Origin of the sequence: Dorea acetigenes (genome assembly GCF_025567385.1) — a bacterium.
GTDB lineage: Bacteria > Bacillota > Clostridia > Lachnospirales > Lachnospiraceae > Claveliimonas > Claveliimonas acetigenes.
Genome location: NZ_JAOQJU010000001.1, coordinates 163,688 through 177,111 on the forward strand (window position 1 = coordinate 163,688; position 13,424 = coordinate 177,111).

The 13,424-nt window shown below is 33.9% G+C and carries 17 protein-coding genes; all 17 read left to right on the top strand.

The window, feature by feature from the left end; all coding sequences use genetic code 11:
* Entirely contained in the window at positions 1–924 is a 924-nt protein-coding gene (locus OCV99_RS00860) for an ABC transporter ATP-binding protein (RefSeq protein WP_055056064.1), read from the top strand.
* Positions 917–1,702, top strand: a complete 786-nt coding sequence (locus OCV99_RS00865; RefSeq protein ID WP_055056063.1) for an ABC transporter permease — start codon at positions 917–919, stop codon at positions 1,700–1,702. The genes OCV99_RS00860 and OCV99_RS00865 overlap by 8 nt, the downstream gene beginning before the upstream one ends.
* Positions 1,703–1,704: 2 nt before the next feature.
* Positions 1,705–2,487, top strand: coding sequence for an ABC transporter permease (locus OCV99_RS00870; RefSeq protein ID WP_055056062.1), 783 nt, complete (start codon positions 1,705–1,707; stop codon positions 2,485–2,487).
* Between the two features lie 27 nt (positions 2,488–2,514).
* The gene (locus OCV99_RS00875) at positions 2,515–2,940 is read left to right on the top strand and encodes a hypothetical protein (RefSeq protein WP_117467776.1); all 426 of its coding nucleotides are present in this window, start codon (positions 2,515–2,517) and stop codon (positions 2,938–2,940) included.
* A gap of 233 nt (positions 2,941–3,173) precedes the next feature.
* Entirely contained in the window at positions 3,174–3,836 is a 663-nt protein-coding gene (locus OCV99_RS00880; protein WP_055056060.1) for a DUF6973 domain-containing protein, read from the top strand.
* Between the two features lie 135 nt (positions 3,837–3,971).
* The gene (locus OCV99_RS00885) at positions 3,972–4,346 is read left to right on the top strand and encodes a helix-turn-helix domain-containing protein (protein ID WP_055056059.1); all 375 of its coding nucleotides are present in this window, start codon (positions 3,972–3,974) and stop codon (positions 4,344–4,346) included.
* On the top strand, positions 4,347–5,075 hold the full coding sequence (locus tag OCV99_RS00890) for a LytR/AlgR family response regulator transcription factor (RefSeq protein ID WP_026648513.1): 729 nt from the start codon (positions 4,347–4,349) through the stop codon (positions 5,073–5,075).
* Entirely contained in the window at positions 5,062–6,372 is a 1,311-nt protein-coding gene (locus OCV99_RS00895; RefSeq protein WP_055056058.1) for a sensor histidine kinase, read from the top strand. Before OCV99_RS00890 ends, OCV99_RS00895 begins: the two co-directional genes overlap by 14 nt.
* Before the next feature lie 98 nt (positions 6,373–6,470).
* Positions 6,471–6,884, top strand: a complete 414-nt coding sequence (locus tag OCV99_RS00900) for a hypothetical protein (protein ID WP_026648511.1) — start codon at positions 6,471–6,473, stop codon at positions 6,882–6,884.
* Between the two features lie 141 nt (positions 6,885–7,025).
* Positions 7,026–7,175, top strand: coding sequence for a cyclic lactone autoinducer peptide (locus tag OCV99_RS00905; protein WP_081019423.1), 150 nt, complete (start codon positions 7,026–7,028; stop codon positions 7,173–7,175).
* A gap of 4 nt (positions 7,176–7,179) precedes the next feature.
* Complete coding sequence (locus tag OCV99_RS00910; protein ID WP_055056057.1) at positions 7,180–7,761, top strand: accessory gene regulator ArgB-like protein; 582 nt, start codon at positions 7,180–7,182, stop codon at positions 7,759–7,761.
* 223 nt (positions 7,762–7,984) lie between these two features.
* Positions 7,985–8,227, top strand: coding sequence for a hypothetical protein (locus OCV99_RS00915; RefSeq protein WP_055056056.1), 243 nt, complete (start codon positions 7,985–7,987; stop codon positions 8,225–8,227).
* 502 nt (positions 8,228–8,729) lie between these two features.
* A complete protein-coding gene (gene vanR, locus OCV99_RS00920) occupies positions 8,730–9,425 on the top strand; it encodes a VanR-ABDEGLN family response regulator transcription factor (protein WP_055056055.1) in 696 nt (231 codons plus the stop codon).
* An 11-nt stretch (positions 9,426–9,436) separates the two neighbouring features.
* On the top strand, positions 9,437–9,943 hold the full coding sequence (locus OCV99_RS00925; protein WP_055056054.1) for a VanZ family protein: 507 nt from the start codon (positions 9,437–9,439) through the stop codon (positions 9,941–9,943).
* Positions 9,944–9,957: 14 nt separating this feature from the next.
* Positions 9,958–11,022 (top strand): sensor histidine kinase, encoded by a 1,065-nt coding sequence (locus tag OCV99_RS00930; protein WP_055056053.1) that lies wholly within the window; start codon positions 9,958–9,960, stop codon positions 11,020–11,022.
* A gap of 131 nt (positions 11,023–11,153) precedes the next feature.
* Complete coding sequence (locus OCV99_RS00935) at positions 11,154–12,041, top strand: ABC transporter ATP-binding protein (RefSeq protein WP_055056052.1); 888 nt, start codon at positions 11,154–11,156, stop codon at positions 12,039–12,041.
* A gap of 1 nt (position 12,042) precedes the next feature.
* On the top strand, positions 12,043–13,281 hold the full coding sequence (locus OCV99_RS00940) for an ABC transporter permease subunit (protein ID WP_055056051.1): 1,239 nt from the start codon (positions 12,043–12,045) through the stop codon (positions 13,279–13,281).
* Positions 13,282–13,424 lie beyond the last annotated feature (143 nt).

Sequence of the window (13,424 nt, forward strand, 5' to 3'; positions counted from 1 at the left end):
ATGAGTGAATATATTATTCAAACCAATAATTTAACAAAACAGTATGGAGAGCAAAAGAGTGTTTCTGCAATGAACTTGCATGTGAAAAAAGGAAGAATTTATGGACTGTTGGGACGTAATGGAGCAGGAAAAACGACTACAATGAAAATGCTGTTAGGATTAACAAAACCGACATCGGGAAACATAAAAATATTTGGGAAAAGTATGGAAACCAATAGTAAAGATATTTTACCGCATATAGGTAGTTTAATAGAATCACCAGGATTTTATCCTAATTTGACTGGGACTGAAAATCTTCGTATTTTTGCGGAGCTTAGAGGATTAAATAAAAGTAAGTGTGTAAGAGATGCTTTGGAAGTTGTCGGTTTGCCCTATCGTGATAAAAAGTTATTTGCGGAATATTCACTTGGGATGAAACAACGACTGGCCATTGCATTGGCAGTTATGCACAATCCCAATTTGCTGATATTAGATGAGCCTATTAATGGTTTGGATCCTATAGGTATTGCAGAGGTACGTTCGTTTATTAGAGAGTTATGTGATGTTCAGGGAAAAACTATTTTGATTTCTAGTCACATATTATCAGAGATAGAATTACTGGCAGATGATATAGGGATTATTGATAAGGGAATTTTACTTGAAGAAGAAAGTATGAAAGAATTGGCGAAAAAAAATAGTCGCTATGTCAATTTTATGGTATCGGATAGCCAGCGCGCAGCGGAAATTTTAAGAAAAGAATTTGAATGTGATGATTTTCAAATATGTGATAAAAATAGACTTCAATTATATAATACAACAATCCCTAGATCAGAAATTACTTATGTTTTTGTAAAGCAAGGATTGGAAATTACAGAAGTTCATTTATGCGAAGAAACATTGGAAGATTATTTTAAAAGGGTGACCGGAGGTGAAGGAATTGCTTAAATTAGTTAAGGTTGAATTTCAAAAATTGAAAAGAAAAAAGTTTATTCTTTTAGTAACTTTAGCTGCATTTATGTTTCCGCTTCCATTGGCTTATTTAATGACAACACCAGCTATGATGGAGCAATATATTGATAAAGCGGACGCATTTGACGGACTATTCAATATGGTATTGGGGTATGGAATCCAATTTTTATTACCCTGTATTATCGGAGTAGTAGCTGCTATGTTGTTTTTTATTGAACGTGATAATGATACATTTAAAAATATTAAAACAATCCCATTATCCAGTACGCAAGTAGTTACAGCAAAAATTATAGTGCTATTTATTATAGGCGTTGTATTTTGCATAGCATCAACGGTAGCAACAGTTCTGGTTGGTATGTTTACGTTAGATGTATACGGTTTAGGATACAAAATATTTCTGGCGGTTGAAACAGGAATATTTATTACCGCAGGAACATTACCATTGATTGTTATAGTGGTATTTTTTAGTCGTACTTATGTTTTCTCTGTTTTATTATGTATTTTTTATAGCGTTTTAAATATGAGTGCAACAGCACTTTTCGATGCATTACCTAAGACAATATTATGGTTACTTCCTACGCCGCTTACAACATTTTGGAGTGCTGGAGATATGAAAAGACATGGAATTAATATGAACCTTGAACAAATGAATGGATTAATTCCTTCAACTTTTCAAGTAATATTAATTCTTGGGATTATGGCAGGAATTTCAATACTATTAATTGACTGTTTGTACAAGAAAAGGGGGGAATAAAATTGAGGACTATTGTAAAAACCGAATTATTGAAATTAAAACGTTATCATATTATATGGGCGGGGATAGCTCTTATGCTACTCTCTGTTCTATTGACACTTTTTACTTCTATGGCTAATGATGGATCTGTATGGGATTTTCGATACTTAATAGAGCAGGTAATCAAAAATAATATGTCAATGATTTTCCCAATGTGCATAGCTTTGATTGCTGGATATATTATATCGCGGGAAGAAAAAGACGATGTTTTGAAGAATATTATTACCATTCCAATTTCATTTAAAAAGTTGTTGGTAGGAAAACTTATTGTATGTGCAATGTTATCAATATTATTTGGGCTTATTTGTACAATATTTACGTTAATTGCAGAATGTATAGTTGGTTTTCCTGGATTTACAGTAAATTTGGTAATTCAAGGATTAGTACAAATAACATTGGAAAATTTATTTTTGTATCTAGCGGTATTACCAATTATTGTTATAACAAGCAGACTATCAGGCGGCTTTATGATAGGTGTCATTGTTGCTTTTGTGTATGGATATGGAGGTATGTTTGCAGCAGGAAATATGACATTGGCTAATATATATCCTATTACTGCAAGTCTGGGATTAATTGGGTATAGAAGTTATGATACATCCGTACAATGGAGTTTTCCATTGTGTTTATGTAGCTTGATAATTATTGTTGCTATTTCTGTAATTTTAGTCGCAACAATGAAAGAAAAGGAGAACAAAAAAACTCGTACAAAAACAAAAAAAGTCAAACCAAAGAAAGGGTGGTTATAAGTGAAAAAAAGTTGTTTCTTTATTCTAATGTTTTGCTTGTTATTGTCTGGGTGTTCAAAAGAGGAGGTGTTGGAAAAATATAATGCAGTAGTCGAAAAGGTGGGAGAAGTACAATTAACCAATGATATAAACCTGCAAGGGAAAAGAGATTATGGGGAAGATTATTATACGGGGACATATCAAGCAGAGTACAAAAAATTTTCTGATACAGAATATCTTTTTGGAGGAACAACAATAGAAAGAGCGGCAGGGAAGCAGGTTGAATTGTTTTGTAACCTAGAAATAACAAAAGGAGAAGCTGAAATATTCATTATTTCTGGTAGCAATGAACCTAAAACTTTAATAAAAACAACAGGTACTTATGAAAATACAATAACATTACCAGATGGCAGTAATTATATCGGGATTGTAGGTAATGATTTTTCAGGAACAGTAAAAATAGAAGTGAAATAAAGATAGAAAATGCTAAAAATGGGTAAATTTGGAAGATACCGGTTGGGTTGCATTTTACTGTGGTAAAAAGTATATGAAGAGTGGAATGGCGGTTGTTTAATACTGCCATTCTTTTTTTTGAAAATGCCTCTATGGGAATTATTACACAGCGAATCGAAAAAATTACATGTAGATGGGATAGTACATTAAATATGGTAAAATATAATCATAATATGAGATTGGAGGTATATTCTATGAAGAAACTATTTAAAGTATTCAGCCTAATGCTGGTGGTGATAATGGCTTTTCCATTCTCTGTTATGGCAAGCGAAAATGACCAGCAAAGAAGTGATTTGATTGGTGCAGAAGAAGAGGATTTTGAAAAATTGATTGCAGAAATCCAGAACATTAAGGCTACTCACCCAGATTACTCAGAAGAAATGCTCATGTCTTTTTTGGAAGCCAATCATCAAGATGTGGAAAGAGGGATTATAGATATTTGGAATGCGCTTACAGATTCAGAAAAGAAACTATGTATTCGTTATCCTTTTGATGCCCTAAAGGTAAATAAAGCAAAAAATATTGCTACTTCGCAGACAGAGGCAAAATTTGGGACAAATGGTTTAGGAAACAGAAGTGATGCTTTTCGTCATGGAATTTGGAATGCTGAAATGACTGTTTTAATAGGAAAAGAAAGGGCAGAGTTATTTGCAACTGCTCATGAAGACAAAGATGTTACAGGAACAGAATCAGATGGATATCCAAAAACAGCACATAGAGATATGGACTTACATAACAATGAAGTGGGAAGAGAAATAGGAGAAAAAAATAAAGAAGCTTCTGAAAGTGAAATGGCGGATATTATTTATCAGGAAATATATTCCGCAACAACATCATTTATATGGCTACATGAATAAGATTTGAGCAGTGCGATTGCACTGCTCGTCTTCGTATTTTGCATATTTTGCGTAATTGATTACTTCTATTATTTGTATCGCTATGAATGAAATAGGGTAGCATGATAGTACAACATGATTAAGAGGTAGGCAATTATGGAAAGTCGTATTAAACAATTACGTGAGAAAAGAGGGTTAATACAGGAAATCCTTGCAGTAGAATTAGGGATAACACAGCAAATGTTGAGTAAGTACGAAAGAGATGTTACGTTAATAAAAGTAGATATTCTGAAAAAGATTGCTGCTTACTTCAATGTAACAACAGATTATTTGCTGGGAGTTTCAGATGTAAAAAGAGATTTGAATGGGCAGATGAAAATGAACGAAGTACTAGACGAATATTACGATTTAGTGGAAGTGTATAAAGAGTTAGATCCATGTGATCAGGAGATGATTTGGTCAATTATACAAATAGTAAAAAAAACGAGTGAGAAGAAAAAATCAGCAAACATGCAGAAGAGAGTGGAGTGAATGTTAAATATAGCAATTTGTGATGATGATATTCAAATAACTGGAAAAATCGAAAGACTTCTCCAGGATATAGCTAAAAGAAATTTTGTTGATACTGAAATAGAAGTATTCTGGAATGGAAAGAGTTTAGCAGATGCTATCGCAGCAGGTGAGAGGTATGATGTTATTTATCTGGATATAGAAATGGATAAAGAAGATGGTATTTCGGCAGCTAGAAGAATTAGAACATACGATAAAAATGTGCGAATTATTTATGTTACGAGCCATGAAAGTTATATGAGGGAATCCTTTGAGGTAAGACCGTTTCAGTTTCTTGTAAAACCTGTAACAGATAAAATAATGGAAAAGTGCTTTAAGTCGGTATATGAAGACATTAATAGTGAAGATTTTTATTTTCGCTATAGTTATCAACGTATGAATCATAAAGTACCAATCAAGGATATTTTATATTTTGAAAGCAACAAACGAAAAATATTTATTGTAACGGAACAAGAAATCCTTGAACTGTACGGAAAACTTAATGAGATTGAAGAAACCCTTAAAACATGTAAAATTTCTTTTTTGCGAGTTCATCAGTCTTTTCTGGTGAATTATAAACATATCTCCGGACAATCTTATGATTCTGTAGTAATGGATAATGGACAAAAAATTTCAATCAGTGAAGACCGGAGAAAGATAATTAGTGAACAATATTGTTCTATGGAGGATACGTTTTATGTGGACGAATAGGGTATTAATGTGTGGGATAGATATATTGCTTTGCCTTTGGGCAGTATATTTATTCTTTTTTTATTTCGATATATTTTTTGCTCGTAAGAGAAAAAGGTATTTGTCGGTGATCGGTATAACGCTGTTCGTGATTTGGCAATTTGGAATAACAACGATTATTAGTTTTCCTGCCTACATCAATATTGCTGTGACGATTATGTTTACGTTTTTGGCAGTTATGATGACTTATGAAGGTAGATGGTGGAACAAAGGTGTATTTGTAATTACCTTTAATGCGATTTGGATGTTGATGGAAACCCTGTGCAACTATATTTTGATAACATACTGCCCTCAATATGCTGCAGTTCGCCAAGTAGGCTCTTTTGTTTCAAAAATATTTTTTAATGCAGTAATTCTTGCATTAAAGAAAGTGTTCACAGATGATGATATTAAGGAATTGCCGGTCAGATACAGTATTTTACTTGTGTTGATCCCAACAGGAAGCATTTATATCATGAACAATATATTTATGCTTGGATTTGCAAATAATAATGGACGTACTCGTATAAACTCTACATTTACTGTACTTATTTTACTTGGTATGAACATATTGATATTTTATGTCTATATGAAGTTGGCTGATGATTTGCGGTTAAGGAGAATGGCAGCAGTATATGAACAGCAACTGGAATTATGCGAACGTCATCAGCAAGAAAGAGAACTTTCAATGTTGCAGTTGCGGGATATAAAACACAATATGAAGAATAATCTTATTTCCATTCTTGCTTATGCAGAAAATAAAGAATATGAAAAAATGACAGGTTTTATTGAAGAAATTATGGGAGAGGGCGGTATGGTGATTGCCTCAATATCGAATAGTGGGAATATTGTGATTGATTCACTTATTGGATATTGGTATGTAACTGCCCAAAACAAAAAAATAATTTTTAAAACGGATATTTGTATTCCGATGATAATGCCTTTTAAAGGAGCTGATCTGAGTCTGATATTGGGAAATTTACTGGAAAATGCAGTGGAAGCAGCAGAGAAGGTTGAAGAAAATAAATATATAAATGTCAAAATGAAATTTGATAAAAATAATCTATTATTGTTCGTAGACAATAGTTATAAAGGGAAGCTGTTAAAAACAAGAGATAACCGCTTGAAATCTACAAAGTCAGATGCAGAAAATCATGGAGTAGGTTTAGCCTCTGTGTATCGGGCAGTAGCAAAATATCATGGATCAGTGGTAATAGAGGATTCAGAACCAGGAAAATTTAAAATTCGGATAGTCTTATATAGTAATGTGCAGGAATAATTACATGAACACTCGAAATAATTACATAAAAAATAATGAGAAAGGAAAGAATGGTAAAATGGAAAGATAAATTTGGTATGCGGTATGGGGACTGATATATGGATAGTGTGAAAATATTGCTGTTTAGTGATGATGAGAAACTGTATAACAGTACTGAAAGGATTATTGGGAAAAAACACCAATTAAAATGGTGTACTTATCAACAGTTGGAAAACAATAGATATCCAACGGCAGATGTTGTGATTTTCCATTTTACTAAAGAGATAATAGAGAGGGAAAGGGCATTTGCGGCTATTATAAAAATAAAAGGGAGTTTGGGGCATTTAACGCCTATTCTTGCTATTAGCGAAGGGGGATCAATACAGGATATTTTTTCTATACTGAAAGCAGGAGCTTACGATTATATAGAAACAATAGATAACACACGAAAATATAAGAAAAAGATAGAGAACCTGATTTTATGGAATTGGTATATAAAAAAACATACATCAGCAAAAAAGAGGCAATGTTGAGAAAGAACCGGAGAAACATTGCTTCTTTTTTTCTGCCTTTTTGGGAAAAATTACATCAATACTCGGTTTTTTTACAAGAGAACCGAATGGGAGATTTTTTGTAGTAATGTATTGGTAAACAAATGAAAGGAGATTTTAATTATGAAATCTAAAAATTTAAAAAATCAGCCAGCAAAAGTATTAGCAAATTTATCTCTGAAACTTGGTAAAATGTCAGCGGACAGTGCTTGCTGTTATATTTATCATCAGCCAAAGATGCCAGAAGCATTGAAAAAAATGAAGAAACTTTAATTTTATGGGAAAATTATCGGAAAAAATAACAAGATACGTTATTGATGCCGGTGCAGTTTCAGAGGAGTTGTATGCAGTATATCAATATGGATTTCAGATTGGATTAGAGATGTTAATTTGCCTATTCGTCTGTATGAGTATAGCGATATACTTGCATACAATCCCAGAATTCCTTGTGTCTACAGGTGTTTTTATGTTTTTAAGAACCTATGCTGGTGGTGTACATCTGAATAGCTTTAAGGCTTGTTTTACATGCTCTGTTACTGTTCAAGTTATGATTTTGCAAATTAATAACAAATATCCATTAGAGCTGTTTGTGGCTTGGGGGATTATTTTGGTCAGTTCCATTTGTATATGGAAACTTTCTCCTGTAGAAAACATTAACCATGAGTTGAAAAAAGAAGAAAAGGAACATTGCCGAAAAGTAACAGGTAAAATACTAGGAGCTATTTTCATTGCTGCTGGCTGTTGTACAGCTTTAGGTATGAAAAAATATTTATCCTTGATTGCGTTGACAGCGTTGACCGTTTTTATATCACAATGTATCGGCATCATAAAGTATAAAGTTGAAAAAGAGAAAAATTAGCGGGAATGATAAAATATTATTGTTTCCGCGTTTTTTATTTAAAATGGTAAAACTGTACAGAAATATAGAAAAGACTGTTGTGGGAGGAAAAGATGCAGAATATTTTTTCGGAATACAAAGATACCATAATTGTTGTTGACCTCATGAATCATCAAACAACTGATTTACTTGCCTGTCTCTGAATTAACCTGTATACTGCCATCAGCATACAAAAGGAAAGCGTGTGAAGAAACAGTTAGTCATCCGTCAACGCATCGATATGCACTGTACAGGATGTAAGCAAGAGATATTTACAACCAAGGCATTGGATGAGATCCATAAGGCATCTGCAGGAATCCCACGGATGATCAACCGTGTCTGTGAAAAAGCTTTGATGTATGCGTTTCAAAATCAGAAACGATTAATCGATGATTATATGATCAAGTTCGTTGTGGAACACGAGATGCTTAGGATGGTAACTTCATAAAGCAGGTACCGCCTGGAAACAGGCGGTATTGCCTAACTGACTGGTGACAGAAAGTTAACCAAACGAGCGTCAACTGATGTGAGCAATCTTGTGACATCTCATGAAATCACTAACACATAATATTGAGAAAAGAAAGGGAAAACTTTAGCTTGCTTTTATACCTTTTAGCTTAAAAATCAATTTTAGAAGGATGCCGCGGCTGACAGTCAGCATAAAATTGCTTTGAAAGATAATGGACATGGGATAACAAGATAGAGAAAAAATTATAGAGGAAATTAAGATAGATGTTGACTTGTACAAAAAACATCTGGTAAGTAATAGAGCTTTATATAACGATATCAAGAATTCTTAATAGGATTATAATTAAATAGCACGAAAAGGCAGAAGTGTTTGTATATATAAAAGTTCTTATGAAAATCTTAATAGTTTTTAATGAAAATCATAATGAATAAATAAAGGAAATTTGTTATAATTCAAATTATGGAAAGAGGGTGATGATGGTATGTGCGAAAAAATATTAGTTATAGATGATGAGAAGGATATAGCAAATTTACTGGAAGTTTATTTGCAAAATGAAAATTACATTGTTTATAAATATTACTGTGCTAAAGATGCAATACCTTGTATTGAAAAGGGCGATATAGATCTTGCTATTCTTGATATTATGCTCCCGGATATAAATGGTTTTTCCTTATGTCAGCGTATTCGTGAAAAATATACTTACCCCATTATTATGCTAACTGCCAAAATTGAGGAAACAGATAAAATTACTGGACTTACATTAGGTGCCGATGATTATGTGACAAAGCCATTTCGTCCTTTGGAAGTGGTTGCCAGAGTAAAAGCCCAGCTACGACGCTACAAAAAATATTCATCCGTTACAAGTGAAGAAGGAATAAAGCCAGAACTTTCATACAATAAATTACGATTGAACGTGCAGACACATGAATGTCTATTGGATGGTGAGAATGTGTCGCTGACTCCGACCGAGTTTTCAATTCTTAATGTTTTGTTGGAAAATGCCGGGACGGTTGTAAGCATTGAATATTTATTTCATGCAGTATGGAAAGAGGAATATTATTCAAAAAATAGCAGCACTATCACAGTGCATATCCGACATTTGCGTGAAAAATTAAAAGATACTTCTGATACCCCGAAATATATCAAAACAATTTGGGGAGTAGGTTATAAAATCTGAAAGGAGAACCCATGAAAAGAAAGCGAAAATTTGGGGTGTCAGTTCTTTTTTTGATTTATCTGGCACTTTTGGTTTGGATAATATTATTTAAGCTGCAATTCAATATCAATGATTTAGACACTGTAAGAAAGATAAATATTATTCCATTTTATTACGATAAAGAGATTGGAGTAGATTTTCACATAAAAGAAGTTCTTGAAAATTTATTGATTTTTGTCCCAATGGGCATATATCTGCAAATGCTTTTGTTTAAGAGCAAATCCTATTTGAAATTATTGATAATTGCTGGAATAAGTCTATTGCTGGAAATTACACAGTATATACTTGCTATTGGTAGTTCTGATATTACCGACCTGATTACTAACACAGCAGGCGGTCTTTTGGGTATTGCTTTATATTCTATTGTGGCTCGATTGCTAAAAAGTCGAGAAAAAGCAGATAAATTATTTTTGGTTATTGCTGTAATTGTGAGCACCTTCATAATCGGTCTGTTGGCACTTCTTTTATTTTTAAATTGATTGGAGGCGTGCTTATGAAAAAAAAGCAACTTACTACGGAAAAGCGGCTTGGAGTACAATTATATTTAGTACTATTTTTATATACTGTAACTGGTATAGGACTGGATATTTTGGCACAATTCATTTTTCCGAAATTCGATAGCAAAATTTTATCATGGCTATACTGGCGTATAGATATGATTTTTATTTTCTATCTAATCATTGGTTTTGTATGTATATTTAATTACTTCTGGAAAAAACCATGGGGATATTTGGATGAAGTTATTTCCGCAACACAGACAGTTTATGAGCAGAATGATCATCCTGTAGCATTGTCTGATCCCCTTAAAGAATTAGAGGAACAACTTAACCAGATTAAACTGTCTGTGTTGTTAAGCAAACAGGTAGCAAAAGAAGCTGAGGATAGGAAAAATGAAATTGTTATGTATCTGGCCCACGATATACGCACTCCCCTAACAACAGTGATTGGATATTTAAGTTTACTCCACGAAGCACCGGATATGCCTGAAAAACAGAAAGAAAAATATGTTCAAATTGCATTAAGTAAGGCTGAACGACTTGAAAAGCTTATCAATGAATTGTTTGAAATTACAAAATATAATGCACACACTGTCTCGTTAAAGAAAGAAAAGGTAGACTTACAGTGTTTGTTGGCACAGGTAGTTGATGAAATATATCCCTCTTTATCTGCAAAAGGCAATTCGGCTGCTTTTACGGTTGATGATGATTTAGTTGTATATGCTGATCCGGAAAAGCTGGCAAGGGTTTTTAGTAATCTTTTGAAAAATGCAGCGGCATACAGCTATCCTAATACAGAGATTATTATAACTGCAAAGCGTTGTGGTAATAGCGTTCAAATAAACTTTGAAAATCATGGGCGGACTATTGAACCTGAACAAATTTCTGGCATATTTGAAAAATTCAATCGCTTGGATGAAGCCCGCCTTTCTGATACAGGCGGTGCAGGATTAGGACTGTCGATTGCAGAGGAAATTATACGATTACATGGTGGAACCATTACTGCGTTTAGCGAAAATGAGATGGTGTCTTTTGTGATTATGCTTCCCATTTCTGATTAGGCATTTAGAAGTAAAATCTTAGGAATTTCTTAGGAGATTTTGTTCCATATCTTTGAGATTAAACTGTTTTTGTTCGGTACAATAGTTACTGAACAAGGACAGTTTTTTGTTTAAGAGAAAGGAGTACACCTATGGAATTAAAGATTGAACACATCAGCAAACAGTTCAAAGATAAAACTGCAGTCGATGATGTCAGCCTTACATTAACAACTGGCGTATGGGGATTATTGGGGGCAAATGGGGCTGGAAAAACCACTCTCATGCGAATACTTGCAGACATTATGACACCTAGTAGTGGTCGTATATCTTTGGATGGGAAAGACATTCATAAAATGGGAGCAGATTATCGCAATATCTTTGGCTTTTTGCCACAAGATTTTGGCTATTCCCGCGATTTTACGGTCAAAGACTATCTGGAATATGTTGCTGCACTAAAGGATGTGCCGCTCAGAGAAACCACAAAGAAAATCAACTATCTGTTGGATATTCTTACCCTTTCTGATGTGAAGCGAAAAAAAATTGCACAACTATCTGGTGGTATGAAACGTCGTGTAGGAATTGCACAGGCCATGCTGAATGACCCTAAAATTCTTGTTATGGATGAGCCAACAGCAGGACTTGACCCTGGAGAAAGAGTACGGTTTAGAAACTTCATTTCGGAATTTTCCCATGACCGTATTGTGTTGATTTCTACGCATATTGTTTCTGATATTGAATATATTGCAACTCGTAATGCGATTATGAAAGCTGGAAAGATTATTGATGTGGGAACAACAAGCGATTTGGTAAAACAGATTGAGGGGAAAGTATGGAGCTGTGCGATTCCTGCTCATAAGATGATGGACTATGAAATGCGTCTGAGGATTATCAATCAGCGAGGCGAGGACAATAATCAAATATCTATTCGTTATCTTGCAGAGCACTCCGAAGTAGAGGGTTCCATTCTTGCGGAGCCGCGTTTGGAAGATTTGTATTTATGGTTGTTTCCACAAGAAGATGTCGAAAGGGAGGAAAAATAATATGCGTTTATTTTGTTTAGAAGTAAAGCGTGTCCTGAAATCACGACGCACACTTATCTTAATTGCTGTGGCTCTGGTTATGTCTGTTGTTATGGCATATCTGCCGATTGCTTTTGAGTCCATAAATCGTCCAAACCCAGATGGAACAAAAACAGAACTTGATGGTATGGAGGCAATCGAATTTAAGCGTGATTTATATTCTGCTATAAATGGCGAAGTTACTCCAGAAAAAGTGAGTGAGGCTTTGAGAATTTATCAAAGTTTGATAAACGAATATGGTCCTATGGAAAGTGACACATTTCCGCTTTCTGTCAGTATTAAACAGATTGTACCTATTCGTCCATTGCTTAAAGCGTTGCCAGAACTATATGCTGATCCGTTAACTGGAATAGGACCTGATCTTATGGATATTGATCCAGAAGATGTTGCACAAAATTATTATCAGAAATGTGAAACTCATCTGGCAGATGTTATGAGGAATGAGCAACGCAATCATCCGGCCGCACAACAACAAGCCTTAGAACAATATAAAAAAGTCGATATGCCATTTCAACTTTATGCAGGATATTCCAAAGATGCGTTTGACTATGTTGAGCTTTATATTATGATTTTGGCAATTTTATGTGTTTCCATTATCACGCCTATTTTTTCTGGTGAATATCAATCAGGCGCGGATAGTATTTTGCGTTGTGCAAAGCATGGTCGTACCAGATTAGCTATTACAAAGATATTGGCTTCCAGTATGATTGTGATGGTTGTGTATACTATGTGTATTACACTGCACTTAGCAATTTCAGATATCACATTTGGAACAAATTGTTTACAATCTTCTGTTCAAATGTTGTTTTCTATTATTAACTTGCCAAACTGGGACTTAGCACAGATGCAGATTGTTATTTCGTTAGTAGGGTTGATATCTGTTTTAGCTTGTGTTTACTGTACTTTTTTTTTATCAGCAAAATGCAAAGATACATTGACGGTATTGTTGATTGCTATTGGCATAGTCCTTATTCCGACTTTTGCTTACACAGCATTAGGGGTAAATTGGATTTCAGCTATTTTTCCATCTGCGGGACTTGGTATGCAAAATAATTTTCTGTATCAACTTATCAATTTTAATTACCTACATATTGGGGGAATGAGTTTTTGGACACCGTATACTATATTAATTTCCGCATTGATTGAGATTCCTGTTTTCTTATTTCTTACAGTTCGAACTTATTGTAGGCACCAGATGTAAATATAAGGAAAAAGGGCTATATTCATAAAGTATAGAGGATTTATTACATCAAGTATCGAAATTGTTACATCAAAATATATTTTGGGGGATTTATTGATATAATCGGTTCATAATAAAAAATCCAAATGAAAGGAGTGTTTAGA